Below are 18,087 nucleotides of genomic sequence, written 5' to 3'. Positions count from 1 at the left end.
GGCGCGTGCTCCTTGAGTCAATGGCTGTGGTTGAGGCTGTCGAAGTTCTCGCCGCGCTCCACCAACTGCTCCAGCAGCGGCGAGGCTTTCCAGAACAGCGGGTCTTGTTCGGCGAATTCGCGGATGTCCGCCAGCACCTGGGGCAGGCCGTACTGGTCGGCGTACTTGAGCGGGCCACCGCGATAGCGCGGGAAGCCGTAGCCATGGATAAAGGTGATGTCCACATCCAGGGGGCGCAGGGCGATGCCTTCGTGCACCACGTTGGCGCCTTCGTTGATCATCGCCGCCATGTAGCGCCGCAGGATCTCCGGGTTGCCGAAGGGGCGGGGCGTGATGCCGGCCCGGGCCCGCTCGGCGTCGATGATGGCCAGGACTTCCGGGTCCTGGGTGGCGCTGCGCGGGCCCTGGGCATAGAGGTAGTAGCCACGGCCGGTCTTGTGTCCGAACCAGCCGCGCTCGCACAGGCGGTCGGCAATCTGCACGTAGCGCGCGTTGGGATTGCGGGTGGCGGCCTTGCGTTTGCGCGTCGCCCAGCCGATGTCGCCGCCGGCCAGGTCGGCCACCTGGAAGGGCCCCATGGGGAAGCCGAAGTCGCGCAGGGCCTGGTCGATCTGATAGGGCGAAGCGCCGTCCTCCATCATGTAGTCCGCCGCCTGGCGGTAGACCGCGAGGATCCGGTTGCCGATGAAACCATCGCAGACCCCGGCACGCACCGGCACCTTGCGCAGTTTCTTCGCCAGTTCGAAGGCCGTGGCCACCACGTCCGGTGCGACTTTGGCCGGGACCACGATCTCCAGCAGCTTCATGATGTTGGCGGGGGAGAAGAAGTGCAGCCCGATGACATCGGCAGGCCGCGAGACGCTGTCGGCGATGGCGTTGAGGTCCAGGTAGGAGGTGTTGCTGGCCAGTACCGCGCCAGGTTTGCACACCCGGTCCAGTTCCTTGAACACCGCCTGCTTGGCGGCCATGTCCTCGAACACCGCTTCGATCACCAGGTCGGCCCGGGCCAGGTCCTGGTAGTCCAGGCTGGCGCGGAAGCGGGCCAGGGTCGCGGCCTTGCCGGCGGCATCCAGGCGGCCTTTTTCGATCAGCCCGTCATAGACCTTCTCGACGTTGCCCCGGCCGCGGTCCAGGGCCTGCTGGTCGCGCTCGATCATGGTGACCTGCAGGCCGGCGTCGAGGGCCGAGACAGCGATGCCGGCGCCCATGGTGCCGCCGCCGACCACGGCCACCTGTTCGATGGGGCGAGGCTGGGCGATGCGGGTTTCCGGGGCCTTGAGCACTTCGCGCTCGGCGAAAAAGGCGTGTACCAGCCCGGCACGCTGCGGGCTGTCGAGGCATTCCTGGAACAGCCGGCGTTCTTCCTCCAGGCCTTGATCGAAGGGCCGGTCAAGGGCCGCCTCGACCGCACGAATGATGTTCTGCGGCGACAGCAGGCCCTTGGCCTTGTGCGTGAGCTGTTCGCGGGCGGCGTTGATCTGTTCGCGTTGCAGATGCTGATCGCCCAGGGCCCGGGCATCCCGGGTGCGCCGCACGCCGGCATGGCTGTCCACCAGCTCGCGGGCATAGGCCAGGCCGGCAGCCAGGGCATCCTCACCCTCCGCCAGGCGGTCCACCACCCCCAGGTCGAGGGCCTCCCGGGCATTCAGGTGACGGCCGCTGAGCATCAGTTCCAGGGCCGCCCGGGCACCGATCAGGCGTGGCAGGCGCTGAGTGCCACCGGCCCCGGGCAGCAGGCCGAGCAGCACTTCCGGCAGGCCGAGGCGGGCGCTGCCCAGGGCCAGGCGGTAGTGGGCCGCCAGGGCCACTTCCAGGCCGCCTCCCAGTGCCACGCCCTGGATGGCCGCCACCACCGGTTTGGCGCTGTCCTCGATGCGCTTGACCACCGCTGGCAATGCCGGGGCCTGGGGCGTCTGGCCGAATTCGCGAATATCGGCGCCGCCACAGAAGTGGCGCCCGGCGCCGACCAGCAGGATGGCGGCCACCGTCGGATCGTCGGCGGCGCTGTCCAGGGCGGCCAGCAGCCCGCGCCTGACCTCCACGCCAAGGGCGTTCACCGGCGGGTTGTCGAGGGTAAGGACCAGGATGTTGCCGTGCAGGGTGGATGCCACAGAGGGCTGGGCGGTGTCGCGACTCATTGCAGCAGTCTCCGGAGGAAAGGGCAGCGTGAGGCCGATGGTTGCCCAGGGGGCTCCGGGCGCTGAACGGAAATCAGGATTGGATTCCGCTGTTTGAATCGGCTGGTGAAAATAATCCTGTCATCAATAAATTAGTGGGTCAATACGGAATAGTGTTTCGCAGTGCGGAATAAAAAGATTCTTTTTACTTGATTTAAGCCCTTGATTGCTTCAGAGACGTGAGGATGAATATTTGACATATTTGATTTGTGATCACATATTGCTGCCCACAAGAATCACAACACAGGTGTCACCCCCATGTCCGAAGGTCCTATCCCCCTGCCTACCTTGCGTCAGGTTTCTCGCGATACCTTGCAGGAACAGGTGTATCGACAGATTCGCGAAGCCTTGATGAGTGGCCGATTCCAGCCCGGCCAGAAACTGACCATTCGTGGCCTGGCCGAAGCCCTGGGTTCCAGCCCGATGCCGGTGCGCGAAGCCCTGCAGCGCTTGAGTGCGGAAAATGCCTTCGAGGTCACGGAAACCTCCCGCCTGCGGGTACGCATGATGACGGTGGAGCGCCTGCGGGAAATCCGTGATGCACGGGTGGCCCTGGAGGGGCTGCTGGCGGAAAAGGCCGTGCAGCATCTGCACAAGGCCGATATGCAGGAGATCGCCGATCTCTGCCGGCAGATGCAGAAGGCCGCCGACGAGGTGGATGTCTCCCGCTACCTGTGGACCAACTTCGCTTTCCACCGGCGCATCTATGCGGTGGCCCGGGCCGAACTGACCATGGCCGCCGTGGAGAACTTCTGGCTGCACATGGGCCCCTGCTTCGCCCTGGTGGCGCCGGACAAGGCCCACCTGCAACGTTCCATGGAAGCCCACAACCGAATCGTCGAGGCCCTGGTCGCCGGCGATGGCCCGGCGGCGCGAGCAGCGGTCACCGACGACATCATGCAGGCGGCGGATTCCCTGGGCCGCCTGCTGGCCAAGAGCGACGGTGCAGCTCAGCGCAAAGGAGACCGGGCATGAGCATCCTTCAGCGTTTGCAGCCTTATCCGGGCTTGCGGGTGATGATTTCCGGTGGCGCGGCGGGCATCGGTGAAGTGCTGGCCGCTGCCTACCTTGAAGCCGGCGCCCAGGTGCATGTGTGCGATGTCAGTGAAGCGGCCCTGGCGGCCTTTCGCGATCGCTACCCCGAGGCCCTGGCAACCCGTACCGATGTCGCCGACCCGGCGCAGATCGAAGCCTTGTTCAAGCTTCAGGTGCAGCACTTCGGTGGCCTCGATGTGCTGGTCAACAACGCCGGCATTGCCGGGCCGACCGCGGGCATCGATGCCGTCAGCGATGCCGACTGGCAGCGCACCATCGATATCAACCTGACCGCGCAATACCGCTTCGCCCACCACGCGGTGCCCCTGCTCAAGGCCTCGGACAAGGCCCACCTGCTGCACATCGCCTCCGTGGCCGGGCGCCTGGGCTACGCCTGGCGCACGCCTTATGCCGCTACCAAATGGGCGATTGTCGGGTTGATGAAGTCTTTGGCGGCGGAGCTGGGTGCCAGCGATATCCGGGTCAACGCGCTGTTGCCGGGGATAGTCGAGGGGCCGCGGATGGAGGCGGTGATCCAGGCCCGGGCCGAACAGACCGGGGTACCGGTGGCGCAGATGCGCGAGCAGTACCTGGAGAAGATCTCCCTCAAGCGCATGGTCAGTGCCGAAGACGTGGCGGCCATGGCGCTGTTCCTCTGTTCGCCGGCGGCATGCAACGTCACCGGCCAGGCGATCAGCGTCGACGGCAACGTCGAATACCTCTAGCTCCCGCCGGCTGGCCGCGCCGGCGAGGACCGCCGGCGCTGAAACCTGTAGCGACACCCTGGGATTTTTTTCATCAAGAATAAAAGTCGGAGTACCGTCATGCCTGGAAAAACACCCGTCATCATCACTTGCGCCGTTACCGGTGCCATTCATACCCCGTCCATGTCGCCCCACCTGCCGGTCACGGCCGGGGAGATCGCCGCCGAGGCCATCGCCGCCGCGGAGGCCGGGGCGGCCATCGTCCACCTGCACGCCCGGGACCCGGAGGACGGCCGGCCGAGCCAGGACCCCGAGCTGTTCCGGCGCTTCCTGCCGCAGATCAAGGCCGCCTGCGACGTGGTGATCAACCTCACCACCGGCGGCGCGCCGACCATGGGTGTCGAGGAGCGCCTGCAACCGGTGCTGGAGTTCAAGCCGGAACTGGCCTCGCTGAACATGGGCTCGATGAACTTCGGCCTGTACGAAATGCTCAACCGCTTCACCGAGTTCAAGCACGACTGGGAGCGGCCGTACCTGGAGGAAAGCGACGACCGGATTTTCCGCAATACCTTCCGCGATATCGCCCATATCCTCAGCGCCTGTGCCGAGAACCGCACGCGCTTCGAGATCGAGTGCTACGACATCGGCCACCTCTACACCGCTGCGCATTTCCTGGAGCGCGGCCTGCTCAAGGCGCCGCTGTTCATCCAGTCGGTGTTCGGCCTGCGGGGCGGCATCGGCGGCCACCCCGAGGACCTGGCACACATGCGCCGCACCGCTGACCGGCTGTTCGGCGATGCCTATCACTGGTCGATCCTCGGCGCCGGGCGCAACCAGATTCCCCTGGCGACCATGGGCCTGGCCATGGGCAGCCATGCCCGGGTCGGCCTGGAGGACTCGCTATGGGACGGCCCCGGCAAGCTGGCGGCGAGCAACGCCGACCAGGTACGACGCATCCGCAGCGTCATCGAGGCCCTGGGCGGCCGGGTGGCGACGGCGGACGAAGCCCGCACCCTGCTCGGGCTCAAGGGACGCGACCAGGTCGCGTTCTAAGCCCCGCAGGCCCGCTGCCGGCGCCTTCCGGGCGCTGGCGATCCCGCATAACAATTACAAAGGGATATGCCCATGAACACTGCAACCGCCGCGCCGCCCCGGGACCCGCAACAACTGACCCGGCTGATGTTCCTCAAGCTGATGCCGCTGCTGATCGCGGCCTATGTCCTGAGTTTTCTCGACCGCACCAATATCGCCCTGGCCAAGCATCAGCTGGATGTGGACCTGGGGATTTCCGCCGCGGCCTACGGGCTGGGGGCCGGACTGTTCTTCCTCACCTATGCGCTGTCCGAAGTGCCGAGCAACCTGATCATGCACAAGGTCGGCGCGCGCTTCTGGATCGCCCGGATCATGGTGACCTGGGGGCTGATCTCCGCCGCCATGGCTTTCGTCCAGGGCGAGACCTCCTTCTATGTGCTGCGCCTGCTGCTGGGGATCGCCGAGGCCGGGCTGTTTCCCGGGGTCATGCTGTACCTGACCTACTGGTTCGACCGCCAGCAGCGGGCCCGGGCCACCGGCTATTTCCTGCTGGGGGTGTGCCTGGCCAATATCATTGGCGGCCCGCTGGGCGCGGCGCTGATGAAGATGGACGGCCTTTTGGGCTGGCACGGCTGGCAGTGGATGTTCCTGCTCGAAGGCCTGCCGGCGGTGTTCTTCGCCTGGGTGGTATGGCGGCGCCTGCCGGACCGCCCGAGCCGTGCTCCCTGGCTGAGCGCCGAGGAAGCGGCGGCCATCGAACAGCGCCTGGCCCGGGAAGCCGACGAGGGCGCGGGGCAGGGCGGGCACTCGTTCCGGCAATGCTTCACGCCACAGATCCTGCTGGCGATCTTTGTCTACTTCTGCCATCAGATCACCATCTACACCGTGATCTTTTTCCTCCCCAGCATCATCGGCAAGTACGGCAACCTGAGCATCATGAGCGTTGGCCTTTTGACCTCGCTGCCCTGGATCGCCGCAGCCGTCGGGGCTATCGCCTTGCCCCGGCTGGCCAACAGCCCGCAACGCTCGCGGCGCCTGCTGGTCTGTGGCTTGCTGGTGATGGCGGCGGGGCTGTCGATCGCGGCGTTTTCCGGGCCGGTGTTCAGCCTGCTGGGGTTCTGCGTGGCGGCGCTGATGTTCTTCGTGGTGCAGTCGATCATCTTCCTGTACCCGGCTTCACGGCTCAAAGGCGCGGCGTTGGCGGGTGGCCTGGGCTTCGTCAATTCCTGCGGGCTGCTGGGCGGTTTTGTCGGCCCTTCGGTGATGGGCGCGATCGAGATGAGCACCGGCAATGCCATGAATGGCCTCAAGGTGATTGCCCTGGTGCTGCTGGTGGCGGCATTGGCGGCCCTGCGTTTGCGCCAGGGCCAGGAGGACCGCTGTGAGCAAAGGGCGAGTGGGCTGGCGAGAAACTCCGCCTGAGGTCTGCCCGGGGTTGGCGTCGCTTGGCAGATCTTGCCTGGACGCCAGCCCTCCGGCCTTTCTACACTGCTTCCCGTCTGGGGACCGGGGGCAACATCAATGAATCGCAATGAACTGCGCAAGGCCGATATCAACCTGATGGTGGTGTTCGAGGCGCTGATGCTCGAGCGCAATGTCACCCGGGTGGCGGAGAAGCTGTTCCTCGGCCAGCCCACCATCAGTTCCGCGCTCAACCGCCTGCGGGCGATGTTCAACGACCCGCTGTTCATTCGCGTCGGCCATCGCATGGAGCCCACGGCCCGTGCCGAGCAGATCATCCAGCACCTGTCGCCGGCCCTGGACGCACTGTCCTCGGCCCTGAGCCTGACCCACGATTTCGATCCCGCCAGCAGCACCATGACCTTTCGCATCGGCCTGTCCGACGACGTCGAGTTCGGCCTGCTGCCCCCCCTGCTGCGGGCCCTGCGCCAGGAAGCGCCGCAAGTGGTGGTCGTGGTGCAGCACGTGGACTACTGGCGGATTCCCGACCTACTGGCGTCCGGCGATATCACCGTGGGCATCAGCCAGACCCGCGGCCTGCCGGCCAACGCCAAGCGCAAGCTGCTGCGGCATATCCAGCCCAGCGTGCTGCGGGCCGATGCCAGCGACACACCGCTGACCCTCGACGAGTACTGCGCGCGGCCCCATGTGCTGGTGTCCCACACCGCCAATGTCGCCGGCTTCGCCGATGAGTGGCTGGCGGAGATCGGCCGCACCCGCCAGGTCGTGTTGTCGGTGCCCCAGTACAGCTCGCTGCCGGCCCTGCTCGCCGGCACCAAGCTGATTGCCAGCCTGCCCGACTATGCCGCCGCCGCCATGGCCGCCTCGGGGCAGCTGTACTGCGAGCCGTTTCCGTTCAAGACCCCGACCCTGGACCTGTCCATGGTCTGGCTCAGCCATGTGGACACCGACCCCGCCGAACGCTGGCTGCGCTCGCGGCTGGAAGCCTTCATGAGCGAGCGGGCGCCCCTCGCGAGCTAATCGCGCCTGGTAGCCGCTGCCGCAGGCTGCGATGGACCGCGCAGCGGGACCCAAACCTGCCCATGCGGTCTGCCTGGCGGATCGGGTGGGCGGCCTTGCCAGTCCTGCGGACCGGGTCGCAGCCTGCGGCAGCGGCGCAGTGAACGGAGGCCGCCAGCTTGGCATAGGCACAGGCGGCTGCTTTGCTGTGTGGATCGTCTGTTGAAACATTGATCGGTGGAGTGTGCCCATGAGTCGTTCCCGTTCCCTGTTGCGTGGGCGTGGCAGCCACGACAGCGGCAAGGTTGGCATGGTCGAGCTGTTCTTCGACCTGGTGTTCGTGTTTGCCGTGACCCAACTGTCCCACTCCCTGCTGGCTCATCTGTCCCTGGGCGGAGCGCTGCAGGTGGCGTTGCTGATGGTGGCGGTGTGGTGGGTGTGGATCTTCACCTCGTGGATCACCAACTGGCTGGACCCGGAAGCCCTGCCGATCCGCCTCGGCCTGTTCGTGCTGATGGTGGCCGGGTTGCTGCTGTCCTCGTCGATTCCCCAGGCCTTCGGCGAGCGTGGGCTGCTGTTCGCCGGCGCCTATGTGTTCATGCAGGTGGGGCGCACCGCCTATTCACTGTGGGCAGTGCGCGGCGAGCCGCTGAACATGACCCGCAACTTCCAGCGGATCCTCTTGTGGCTGATGTTCTCGGGCGTTTTCTGGATCACCGGTGGCCTGCTCGAAGGCCCGCAGCGCCTGGCGTGCTGGGGGCTGGCCCTGGCCATCGAGGTGCTGTCGCCGTCGCTGTATTTCTGGGTGCCGGGGCTCGGCCGCTCGACCCTGGAAGACTGGAATGTCGAAGGCAACCACATGGCCGAGCGCTGCGCTCTGTTCGTGATCATCGCCCTGGGTGAATCCCTGCTGGTCACCGGCGCCACCTTCGCCGAGCTGGCCACCAGTGCCGAAGGGGTACTGGCTTTCGTGGTGGCGGTGCTGGGCAGCATTGCCATGTGGTGGGTGTATTTCGACAGCGGCGCCGAGCGTGCCCACCACCGCATCGCCCACTCCAGCGACCCGGGGCGCCAGGCGCGTATTGCCTACACCTACCTGCATGTGCTGATCGTCGCCGGGATCATCGTCAGCGCGGTAGCCGATGAACTGGTGCTGGTGCACCCGCAGCATGCCAGCCAAGCCGCGGTGCTGGTGATCGTCGGCGGGCCCTGGCTGTTCCTGCTCGGTTGCGCGCTGTTCAAGTGGGTGATGAACGAGCGGCCGTTGCCGCCGCTGTCGCACCTGGCCGGGCTCGCGGCCTTGCTGCTGTTATTGCCCGCGGCCTGGAACCAGTGGTTTTCCGCCCTGGCGCTGGGCAGCCTGACCACCCTGGTGATGCTGCTGGTGGCGGCCTGGGAAACCCTCGCCCTGCGGGAAAGGGCGGCGTCCAGGCAATGAGGCTAACGGCTACTGCGGCGGCGTGGGGCGGGTTGTGTAGTATGGAGCGCCTTTTTACCCCTGACTGACCGGGAGCTTTGCCATGCCGCACCTGCATATGGAATACACCGCCAACCTGCCGCAACTGGACGTCGACAAGGCGCTGCTGCGACTCAATCATGGGCTGGTGGCGTCCGGGCAGTTCTCCGACGAGTTCGACATCAAGAGCCGCGCAGTCAAGGTCGAAGCGTTCCGGGTCGGCACCGGGATTGGCGAGCGCGGCTTTGTCCACGTCAAGCTGGCCTTGCTCAGCGGCCGTTCGCCAGAGGTCAAGAAGCAGTTGTCCGAGAGCCTGCTGGCGGTGTTGCAGGATCTGGCGCCATGGCCGGCGGATGTCCAGGTGCAACTGTGCGTGGAGATCGTCGATATCGACCGCGCGTCCTACAGCAAGGCCGCCGTCGGCCGCTGAGGATCAGGCCAGCCCCTGCTCGGCGCAGACCTTGACTATCTGTTCACGGAACCAGGTCTGCGCGCTGTCCTGATCGGTGTGCTGGCTCCACTGCATGTCCAGGCTGAATCCCGGCAGGCCGCTGGGGGCCTCGCAATGGTTGAACACTGCCTCGTTGGCCAGCAGTGCCTGGATGCGCCGGGGCAGGGTGAGGAGGAAGTCGGTGCCGGTGATCATCTTCAGCGCTGCGCTGTAGCTGTTGGAGCGGGCGACGATCTGCCGCTTGTGGGCCTGGCGCGCCAGCCAGCCGTCCACCATGTTGCTGTCCGACGTCCAGGGCGTGGGAAACACGTGCCGCCGCTCGACGAACGACTGCAGGCTGAAGCGCGGTTCCCTGGGCGGGGTCGCACGCTTGTCGAAGACACACACCAAGTCGTCCTCCAGCAGCATCTGCGATTTGAAGTCGGCGTGGCCGCGATGGAAGTCGGGCCCGAAACAGATCACCAGGTCGACGCTGCCATCGCGCAGGTCCTCGGCGGGAATATCACTTTCCAGCTTCTGCACGTTGACTGTTACCGGCAGGTCGGCGTAGTCGAAGCCCTTGAGCAGGCGCGGCAGGATCAGCAGCTCGAAGTATTCCGGGGCACAGAGGTTGAAGGTCACGGCCTGGCGGGTCGGGTCGAAGGCCGGCACACCGCTGTGGCACAGGTTGATGCTCTCCAGGATCCTCAGCACGTGGTTGTACATGCTGGTGGCCTTGTAGGTCGGGCGCATGCCGGTGCGGGTGTTGATGAACAGTTCGTCCTCGAAGCCGTTGCGCAGTTTCTTCAGGCAGTAGCTGACGGTCGACTGGCTGACGCAGAGGGTTTCCGAAACCCCGGTGACACTGCTTTGCTCGTACACCGCGATAAAGACCATGAGGTCCTGCATGTCGAGTTTTCTGAGCACATTGCTGATGAGCATCCGTTCCATCCCGCTGAGCACCTGGCGCCGGTGGCGCGCAAACCGGATCGATGCTAGCGGAACGATCGTCCTAATTAAATGCCCGGGGCGGGGATTCGCGGACAGCATCGGGACATAAATGTCCGATAACACGACCTGCGCAGTTTCGCGCACTGCAATGGTGCTTGTCCCGGGTAGATTTCAGGCCGCCGCGGCTGTCGGGCGGCTGCCGCGCACCAGGCCGAGCATGCCCAGGGCCACCAGCAGGGCGCCGAGCATTTCTGTCAACTGTGGCCCCTGGCCCAGCCACAACCAGTGGAACAGCGTGAGGAACAGGGTGCTCAGGTAGATGTAGGAAATCACCGTGGACGGGGCGATGACGCCGATGGCCCGATGCAGCAGCCAGAAGGTTGCCAGGGTGGCGAACAGCGCCAGGTACAGCAGCCACAGCAGGTCGTTGCCGCGCAGTAGCGCGGCACTGCGCCAGCCGCCACTGGCCAGGCTGGCGACAAACAGGAACAGCGATCCGAACAGCATGTTCCAGAAGGTCATGGCCGCCGGGCTGCGCCCTTGCAGGCTGCCGGCCTTGAAGCGCTGGCTCAGCGGCGAGTAGGCGGCCATGGCCAGGCAGCCCAGGGCGTAGATACCCATGGCGTACAGCGACGGCAATTGCCCTTGCGCGCCGCCCTTGAGGATCAGCAGCAGCGCCCCGGCCCCCGCCACCAGCATCGGCAGCAGGCGGCGCCGCTGGCCGCTGCCAGGCAGCAGCCAGGCTTCGAACACCAGGGTCAAGAGCGGCACCAGGGTGAACAGGGTCCCGGTGTTGACCGCCGAGGTATAGCGCAGGGCTTCGAACAGCGAACCGAAACACAGCGCCAGCAGCAGGCCCAGCAGCCCATGGGCGCGCAAGCCGGCCAGGGTCATGGGCGCCGAACCCTTGAGCCACAACAGAGGCACGAACATCAGCGCCGAGAACAACAGGCGCAGGGCGGTCAGCAGCACCGGGTCGATGGCCTGGCTGACCTCGGCGGCGGCAAAGAATGAAGCGGCAATCAGCACCGCCCACAGCAGCATGCCGAGGTTGGCCTGGGTGAAGTTCACCGGGTTCATGATGGCCTCTCCCGGCTCAGCGGATGTGCTGGCGGTAATGCTTCGGATCGAAGCGCAGCACCATGAGGATCATCACCAGCATCACCGCGGCCAGTGACCACCAGGCCCATTCGAAGCTGCCCAGCTGGTCGCGGATCATGCCCGCCAGCAACGGCGACAGCCCGGCAATCAGGTAGCCGATGCCCTGCACGAAAGCGGTCAGGCCACCGGCGCGGCGCGGGTCGCTGAGGTGGTCCAGGGAGACGATCAGGCTCATGGGAAACAGCCCGCCAATTCCCAGGCCCAGCAGGCACGGCCACAGCAGGCTGAGGTGTTTGGGGCTGAGGATCAGGCCGCAGAAGCCGGCGATGATCAGTGCCAGCAGGGCCACCAGCACCAGGCGCCGGTCCTGGCTGCGGTTGGCGATGGCCGGGGTGACCAGCCCGGAAATCACTTCCATGGCGGTGAGAAAGCCCAGTAACAGGCCCGCGTTCTGCTCGCTCCAGCCGTTCTCCACGTAGTAGGGCGCCAGCCATGCCAGCACGCAGGTGTAGGAAGCGGTGCCGAGGCCGAAGAACACCGCCAGCAGCCAGGCCCGGCGATTACCGGCAAAGGACTCCCGTGCTCCACCTTTGCCCGGCAGCCTGGGCAGGGCCGCGCGCTGGGCGTACCAGAACACCAGGGCCAGCAGCGCCAGGGCGGCCCAGATCGCCAGGGCCAGGCGCCAACTGCCACTGTGGTTCATCACCAGGGGCGAGAACGACGCGGCCAGCGCTGCACCGCCCATGATCGAGGTGACGTACAGGCCCATGAACAACGAGACATTGTCGGCAAAGCGCGACTTGATCAGCGCCGGCAGCAGTGCCTGGATCAGGGCGATGCCGATGCCGGCCAGCACCGCGCTGAGAATCAGCTCGGCCGCCGAATCCATGAACAGCCGCGAGACCGTGGCCAGGCCGATGACCAGCAGCGACAGGACCACGGTGCGGTGCTCGCCCAGGCGCTGGCTGATGCCCATGCCGAAGAACATCGCCAGGCCCATGGCCATGACCGGCAGCATGGTCAGCAGGGAAGCCAGGCTGAAGCTCAAGGGGATATCGCCACGAATGCCCGACAGCAGCGGGCCGACGGCGGCCATCGACGGACGCAGATTGAGCGCCACCAGAATCACACTGACCATCAGCCAGAGTGCGGGGCGGGAAGTTGCACGAACGTTTTCCATGGTCGGACCTTCAACAAACAAGGACCCGATTAGGCGGCTCGGTCTGGAGTGGGGGCAAATCAGAAAGTCCGCGGTGTTATTTAAAAACTAAATAACACCGCGGACCTGTAGCCGCTGCCGCAGGCTGCGATCCGGGCCGCAGGGCCGCAAACCGGACGATACGCACGCCCGGCAGGCACCTACCGCTGGAGCAACCTGCAACCCGGGGTCAGAACGGCTTGGTCGGCAGGTACTTGCCGTCCAGGGTGATCACTGCGCGGGAACCGCCTTCCGGATCTTCGACCTTCTTGATGTCCAGCTTGAAGTTGATGGCGCTGATGATGCCGTCGCCGAACTGCTCGTGGACCAGGGCCTTGAGGGTCGAACCGTAGACCTGGAGCATTTCATAGAAGCGATACACGGTCGGGTCGGTGGGGATGCCGCCGGCGATGCTGCCGCGCAGGGGAATGCTCTGCAGCAGGCGGCTGGCGTCCTGGTCCAGGCCCAGCTTGTCGCACACCAGGTCGGCGGCGGTGGCCGGCAGGGCGTGCTGGCCCAGCAGGGCGGCGGTGACGAAGGCCAGGCTCAGCCCGGTGCCGTCGGTGAGGTCCTGCCACGACAGGTTCTTGCGCGCCTTGGCGTCGATGATGGTGTCGGCCAGGGCCAGGCGTGGAGCTTGGGCGAATTGGGATTGCAGCATGGGGTGACTCCTCTTGAGTGACGAAACGGGGGCTGCTCAGGCAGCGCTGGAAGCTTGGCTGGCCAGGGCACAGGTGTGCGGGTACTCGGCCAGGGAGACGAAACGCTGGGTGTTGCCGTCGAGGGCGACGATGGCGCCGCTCTCGATGTCATAGACCCAGCCATGCAGGTTGAGCCGGCCCTGTTCCAGGGCCAGGGCCACCGAAGGATGGGTCTTGAGGTTGGCCAGTTGGGCGATCACGTTGTCGCGCACCAGGGCGTCCAGGTGCTCGGCGGGCGAGGCGTGCTGGCGGGCGGCATTGATCACCTTGGCCGACTCGGCATGGCGCAGCCAGTTGGCCACGGCGGGCAGGTGGTCGAGGCACTTGCAGGTGGAAATGGCGGTCATCGCGCCGCAGTCGGAGTGGCCGCAGATGACGATGTCGCTCACCCCCAGCACTGCCACCGCGTATTCCACGGTGGCCGATACGCCACCCGGCTCGGGGCCGTAGCTGGGCACGATGTTGCCAGCGTTGCGGATCACGAACAGGTCGCCGGGCTCTTGCTGGGTCAGCAGTTCGGGCACCACCCGGCTGTCGGAGCAGGTGACGAACAGGGTGCCGGGGTTCTGGGTGCTGGCCAGTTGCTTGAACAGTTCACTGCGTTGGGGAAAGGCTTCGCGCTGGAACTTGAGGAAGCCGTCGATGATGTTCTGCATGGGGTTCTCCTTGCGTCGCTGATGGGGCAAGGATGGAAGTTTTCAGCTATAGCGTCCAAGACCGGCTTATTATGCTTTCCATAAGTACAGCCTATAGTTGGAATTCCCCATGCTGTTGCGTCACATCCGTTACCTGCTGGCCGTGGCCGAGCATTGCAACTTCACCCGGGCTGCCGAGGCGCTGCATGTGTCCCAGCCGACCCTGTCGCAACAGATCAAGCAGTTGGAGGAGGGCCTGGGGGCGCCGCTGTTCGACCGTTCCGGGCGCAGCGTGCGGCTCACCGATGCCGGCCAGGCCTATGTCGCCTATGCCCGCCGCGCCCTGCAGGACCTGGAGGCGGCCAGGCGGGCGATCCACGATGTGCAGGACCTGAGCCGCGGCTCGCTGCGCCTGGCACTGACCCCGACCTTTACCGCCTACCTGGCCGGGCCCTTGCTCAGCCGCTTTTACCGGCAGCACCCGGGAATCGGCCTGAGCATCGAGGAAATGACCCAGGACCGCCTGGAGGCGGCCCTGGCCGAAGACCGCCTGGACCTGGGTATCGCCTTCGCCGGCGAGCACCTGGCGGAGATCGAGAGTCAGGCGCTGTTCATCGAGACCCTGAGCCTGATGGTCGGCCCGCAGTATCCGCAGCCCGAGCGCCTGCCCCTGAGTGCCGAGGCCCTGGGCCGCCAGCCCCTGGTGCTGCTCAGCGCCGACTTCGCCACCCGCCGGCACATCGACCTGTATTGCCGGCAGCAGGGCATTGCCCCGCCGATCGCCGCCGAGGCCAATTCGGTCAGTGCGATTGTCGAGATGGTCCGGCGCGGGCAACTGGCGACCATCCTGCCCAGCTCCATTGCCCGGGAGCAGCCGGGGCTGCGCACCCTGGCCTTGCAGTCACCACCGGCGCCGCGCAGCGTGGTGCTGCTGGGGCGCAAGGGTGCCTATCGCAGCGCCGCCTGCCAGGCTTTCCGGCAGCTGCTGCTGGATCAGGACGAGGGCGCGGCCAGCCACTGATTGACCACCCGGTCGTAGGCGCCGGTGGCCTTGCTCAGGTGCAGCCATTGGTCGACGTAGCTTTTCCAGGCCACATCGTCCCGGGGCAGGAGAAAGGCCTTCTCGCTGTATTGCAGGTAGCGCTCGGGGTTGACTGCGCACAGCCCCGGCTTGTGCCGTTGCTGGAAGCGCGCCTCCGAGGCGTCGGTGATCATCACGTCGGCGCGGTGGGTCAGCAACTGATCGAAGATCGTCACGTTGTCGGCGAACAGGGTCAGGCTGGCCTTGGGCAGGTGGGCCCGGGCGAAGATTTCGTTGGTGCCGCCCGGTGGCTCGATCAGGCGCACCTCGGGCTGGTTGATCTGTTCCAGGGTCTGGTAGCGCTTGAGATCCTGGCAGCGCACCAGGGGGATCTTGCCGTCGATGCCCAGGGGCTGGCTGAAGAAGGCTTTTTTCTGCCGCTCCAGTGACACCGAAATACCGCCGACGGCGATGTCGCACTGTTGGCTCTGGAAGTCCGCCATCAGGCCTTTCCAGGTGGTGTTGACCCACTTCACCCGCACCCCGAGGCTCTCGGCCAGGGATTCGGCCAGGCTGATGTCGATGCCTTCGTAGTGGCCGTCGTCGCGCAGGTAGCTGTAGGGCTTGTAGTCGCCGGTGGTGCAGACCGTCAGGTGGCCGCGCTCGATCACCTGGTCCAGGTGCGAGGAGGGCTCCTGGGCGAAGCTCAGGGCTGGGGCGCTGAGGCCCAGCAGGGTACACAACAGCAGGCGCGGGAGCATGGAATCGTTCCTTGAGGGGCAGGGGGGCGGAGCATTATTGGCGCCAGCCGCCGGCCAGGCAAGGCAAGTACCGGTGCTGGAAGGCGATGCGGGCTTTCGACCTTTTTTTCACGAATGGCACGTTAACCTGTGGCCCCTGGATTCCAAAAAGAGTTCGCCGTTCATGTCGTCCCATCCCCCACCGTCCATCGAACTGGAGTTCGCTCGGCGCTACGACCAGGAGCACGCGCGCGTCTGCCGCGAGCCCCGGCCAGCCGGGATTGGTGCGCGCCTGGCTGTCTGGCGCACGGCACGCCTGGTGCGTCACGCCCTGAAGGAAGCCGGCGAGCCGGGGCTGATCCTGGATGTGGCCTGCGGCGCCGGGCGCTACTGGCCGGTGCTGGGCGAGCACGGCAACCGGGTGATTCTGGCGGCGGACCCTTCCCAGGACATGTTGAACCATGCCCAGACCCACCACCCGGCCAGCCTGCTGAAACGGGTCAAGACCTTTCACAGTTCGGCGTTCAATATCGGCCTGTCGGCCAATGCGGTGGACTGCATCATCTGCATGCAACTCTTTGCCCACGTGACCCGGGGCGAGGATCGCCTGGCCCTGCTGCGCGAGTTCTACCGGGTCAGCCGGGACACGGTGATCCTGGCCACGCGGATCGAACCGCTGTTGCAGATCGCCCGACCCGCTTCTGCCAGCTCCGGCATGCCGCCGCTGGCCAGCAAGGTGCAGCTGGAAGCGGAGTTCCGCGAAGCCGGTTTTGAAGTGCTCGACCATCGGGACCTGCTGCCCGGTTGGGCGCCTTCGCGGGTCTACGTGCTGAGAAAACAGGGTTAGCCCAGAGTCTCGGACTATTCTTGCCCTCCGGCAGATGGTTTCTCACTTGCTCTTGTCGGGTGAATGCTCGGAAATCGCCGGAGGCGATATATACTGCGCGCCATTCTTCAAGGGAGAGCCGTGTGGCCATCGATATACATTGGATTCGCGACAACGATAGCCTCGGTCAGCTTTGCGCCCAGTGGCAGCAGTTGCCATTCGTCGCCCTCGACACCGAATTCATGCGGGTCGACACTTTCTATCCCATTGCCGCCCTGTTGCAGATTGGCGATGGGCAGCGCGCCTACCTGATTGACCCTTTGACCATCGACAACTGGCAGCCACTGGCGGCCCTGCTGGAGAATCCGGCAGTGGTCAAGGTGGTGCACGCCTGCAGCGAGGACCTTGAAGTCCTGCTGCGCCTGACTGGCAGCCTGCCGGCGCCGTTGTTCGACACGCAACTGGCGGCCGCCTACCTGAACCTGGGTTTCTCCATGGGCTATTCGCGCCTGGTGCAGGAAGTCCTGGGCATCGACCTGCCCAAGGGCGAGACCCGTTCCGACTGGCTGCAGCGCCCGCTGTCGGAAACCCAGGTCAGCTACGCCGCCGAAGACGCCGTGCACCTGGCCCAGGTGTTCACCGAACTGCGGCCCAGGTTGTCCGAGGACAAGTACCGCTGGGTGCTGGAAGACGGCGCCGAGCTGGTGGCCAACCTGCGCCGCGAAGTGGACCCCTACGAGGTCTACCGCGAAGCCAAGCTGGCCTGGAAACTGTCCCGCGCCCAGCTGGCGGTCTTGCGTGAGCTGTGTGCCTGGCGCGAGCGCGAGGCCCGTGCCCGCAACCTGCCGCGCAACCGTATCGTGCGCGAGCATGCCCTGTGGCCCCTGGCCAAGACCCAGCCGGACAACCTGTCGGCGCTGGCCAAGATCGAAGACATGCACCCGCGTACCGTGCGCCAGGACGGCGAGTTCCTCCTCGACCTGATCAAGCGCACCGCCAGCGTCGGCCCGGATCAATGGCCGCCGGCCGTGCCCGAACCCCTGCCGATCGAAGCCGCGGCCCTGCTCAAGCGCCTCAAGGCCGTGGGCCAGGCCCAGGCCGAGCGCCTGGGGATCGCCCCGGAAGTGATGCTGCGCAAGAAAACCCTGGAGAGCCTGCTCAAGAGCGGCTTCCCCAATGGGCCTTACCAATTGCCTGATTCGTTGCGTGGCTGGCGCCGCGAATTGATGGGCCAGGCGCTGCTGGACAGCCTGGCCACCGCCGGAGAACAGCCTTGAAACGTATCTGCTCCATCTACAAAAGCCCGCGCAAGAACGAGATGTACCTCTACGTGCTCAAAAGCGAGGCTCTGGAACGCGTGCCGGAAAACCTGCTGCTGGCCTTCGGCAAGCCGCAACATGCCTTCGACCTGGTGCTGAGCCCGGAGCGCAAGCTGTCCCGCGAGGACATTCACCAGGTGCTGGAAAACCTCGACAAGCAGGGCTACCACCTGCAGATGCCACCGGCAGAGGACGAGTACATCGAGCACTTGCCCGAAGAGCTGCTGCGTCGCAATGATCCGGTCTGACCTGTAGACGCCCGGTCCCGGGCGTCCTTGTAAGTGCAACTGACTGACCTGGCAGCCGCCTTGATCGATGGAGCGATTCTCCGTCGGCGGCT

At 65.8% G+C, this 18,087-nt stretch carries 18 protein-coding genes; 11 read left to right on the top strand and 7 right to left on the bottom strand.

What is annotated here, in order from left to right; translation table 11 throughout:
* Positions 1 to 17 precede the first annotated feature (17 nt).
* On the bottom strand, positions 18 to 2,138 hold the full coding sequence (locus ACUXVH_RS16590; protein ID WP_445495438.1) for a 3-hydroxyacyl-CoA dehydrogenase NAD-binding domain-containing protein: 2,121 nt from the start codon (positions 2,136 to 2,138) through the stop codon (positions 18 to 20).
* Positions 2,139 to 2,435: 297 nt separating this feature from the next.
* Here ACUXVH_RS16590 and ACUXVH_RS16585 point away from each other — a divergent pair, with 297 nt between their 5' ends.
* The 7 genes from ACUXVH_RS16585 (at position 2,436) to ACUXVH_RS16555 (ending at position 9,255) form a co-directional block, all read left to right on the top strand.
* The gene (locus ACUXVH_RS16585) at positions 2,436 to 3,152 is read left to right on the top strand and encodes a GntR family transcriptional regulator (RefSeq protein WP_445495436.1); all 717 of its coding nucleotides are present in this window, start codon (positions 2,436 to 2,438) and stop codon (positions 3,150 to 3,152) included.
* Positions 3,149 to 3,937, top strand: a complete 789-nt coding sequence (locus ACUXVH_RS16580) for an SDR family oxidoreductase (RefSeq protein WP_011059819.1) — start codon at positions 3,149 to 3,151, stop codon at positions 3,935 to 3,937. The genes ACUXVH_RS16585 and ACUXVH_RS16580 overlap by 4 nt, the downstream gene beginning before the upstream one ends.
* Positions 3,938 to 4,036: 99 nt before the next feature.
* The gene (locus tag ACUXVH_RS16575; protein ID WP_011059820.1) at positions 4,037 to 4,969 is read left to right on the top strand and encodes a BKACE family enzyme; all 933 of its coding nucleotides are present in this window, start codon (positions 4,037 to 4,039) and stop codon (positions 4,967 to 4,969) included.
* Between the two features lie 72 nt (positions 4,970 to 5,041).
* Positions 5,042 to 6,370 (top strand): MFS transporter, encoded by a 1,329-nt coding sequence (locus tag ACUXVH_RS16570; protein ID WP_015634541.1) that lies wholly within the window; start codon positions 5,042 to 5,044, stop codon positions 6,368 to 6,370.
* Between the two features lie 99 nt (positions 6,371 to 6,469).
* Positions 6,470 to 7,390, top strand: a complete 921-nt coding sequence (locus tag ACUXVH_RS16565) for a LysR substrate-binding domain-containing protein (RefSeq protein WP_011059822.1) — start codon at positions 6,470 to 6,472, stop codon at positions 7,388 to 7,390.
* Between the two features lie 229 nt (positions 7,391 to 7,619).
* Entirely contained in the window at positions 7,620 to 8,807 is a 1,188-nt protein-coding gene (locus tag ACUXVH_RS16560; RefSeq protein ID WP_015634542.1) for a low temperature requirement protein A, read from the top strand.
* A gap of 82 nt (positions 8,808 to 8,889) precedes the next feature.
* Positions 8,890 to 9,255 (top strand): 5-carboxymethyl-2-hydroxymuconate Delta-isomerase, encoded by a 366-nt coding sequence (locus tag ACUXVH_RS16555; RefSeq protein WP_011059824.1) that lies wholly within the window; start codon positions 8,890 to 8,892, stop codon positions 9,253 to 9,255.
* A gap of 3 nt (positions 9,256 to 9,258) precedes the next feature.
* Here ACUXVH_RS16555 and ACUXVH_RS16550 read toward each other — a convergent pair whose 3' ends face one another.
* The 5 genes from ACUXVH_RS16550 to ACUXVH_RS16530 all read right to left on the bottom strand — a co-directional run bounded on the left by ACUXVH_RS16550 (position 9,259) and on the right by ACUXVH_RS16530 (position 13,862).
* The gene (locus ACUXVH_RS16550) at positions 9,259 to 10,197 is read right to left on the bottom strand and encodes a LysR family transcriptional regulator (protein WP_072451020.1); all 939 of its coding nucleotides are present in this window, start codon (positions 10,195 to 10,197) and stop codon (positions 9,259 to 9,261) included.
* Between the two features lie 180 nt (positions 10,198 to 10,377).
* Positions 10,378 to 11,286, bottom strand: a complete 909-nt coding sequence (locus ACUXVH_RS16545) for a DMT family transporter (RefSeq protein ID WP_445495431.1) — start codon at positions 11,284 to 11,286, stop codon at positions 10,378 to 10,380.
* Between the two features lie 16 nt (positions 11,287 to 11,302).
* Complete coding sequence (locus tag ACUXVH_RS16540) at positions 11,303 to 12,487, bottom strand: cyanate transporter (RefSeq protein WP_161466750.1); 1,185 nt, start codon at positions 12,485 to 12,487, stop codon at positions 11,303 to 11,305.
* Positions 12,488 to 12,695: 208 nt separating this feature from the next.
* A complete protein-coding gene (cynS, locus tag ACUXVH_RS16535; protein ID WP_011059828.1) occupies positions 12,696 to 13,166 on the bottom strand; it encodes a cyanase in 471 nt (156 codons plus the stop codon).
* A 36-nt stretch (positions 13,167 to 13,202) separates the two neighbouring features.
* The gene (locus tag ACUXVH_RS16530; protein WP_011059829.1) at positions 13,203 to 13,862 is read right to left on the bottom strand and encodes a carbonic anhydrase; all 660 of its coding nucleotides are present in this window, start codon (positions 13,860 to 13,862) and stop codon (positions 13,203 to 13,205) included.
* Between the two features lie 109 nt (positions 13,863 to 13,971).
* On the opposite strand from ACUXVH_RS16530, the gene cynR reads away from it, so the two are divergent.
* Positions 13,972 to 14,862, top strand: coding sequence for a transcriptional regulator CynR (gene cynR, locus ACUXVH_RS16525; RefSeq protein ID WP_011059830.1), 891 nt, complete (start codon positions 13,972 to 13,974; stop codon positions 14,860 to 14,862).
* On the opposite strand, the gene ACUXVH_RS16520 is transcribed toward cynR, so the two are convergent.
* Positions 14,835 to 15,623, bottom strand: a complete 789-nt coding sequence (locus tag ACUXVH_RS16520) for a transporter substrate-binding domain-containing protein (protein ID WP_011059831.1) — start codon at positions 15,621 to 15,623, stop codon at positions 14,835 to 14,837. The genes cynR and ACUXVH_RS16520 overlap by 28 nt on opposite strands.
* A 163-nt stretch (positions 15,624 to 15,786) precedes the next feature.
* Between ACUXVH_RS16520 and ACUXVH_RS16515 the strand changes: the two genes are divergently transcribed.
* The 3 genes from ACUXVH_RS16515 (at position 15,787) to ACUXVH_RS16505 (ending at position 17,995) form a co-directional block, all read left to right on the top strand.
* Positions 15,787 to 16,449 (top strand): class I SAM-dependent methyltransferase, encoded by a 663-nt coding sequence (locus ACUXVH_RS16515; RefSeq protein ID WP_041116529.1) that lies wholly within the window; start codon positions 15,787 to 15,789, stop codon positions 16,447 to 16,449.
* Positions 16,450 to 16,571: 122 nt separating this feature from the next.
* Entirely contained in the window at positions 16,572 to 17,705 is a 1,134-nt protein-coding gene (rnd, locus tag ACUXVH_RS16510; RefSeq protein WP_011059833.1) for a ribonuclease D, read from the top strand.
* The gene (locus ACUXVH_RS16505; RefSeq protein ID WP_011059834.1) at positions 17,702 to 17,995 is read left to right on the top strand and encodes a YcgL domain-containing protein; all 294 of its coding nucleotides are present in this window, start codon (positions 17,702 to 17,704) and stop codon (positions 17,993 to 17,995) included. The genes rnd and ACUXVH_RS16505 overlap by 4 nt, the downstream gene beginning before the upstream one ends.
* Positions 17,996 to 18,087: the final 92 nt, after the last annotated feature.

Source organism: Pseudomonas sp. 8(2025) (assembly GCF_052665325.1).
The sequence above is the reverse complement of the archived record's forward strand: the minus strand, read 5'-3'. Positions and strand labels throughout refer to the sequence as shown.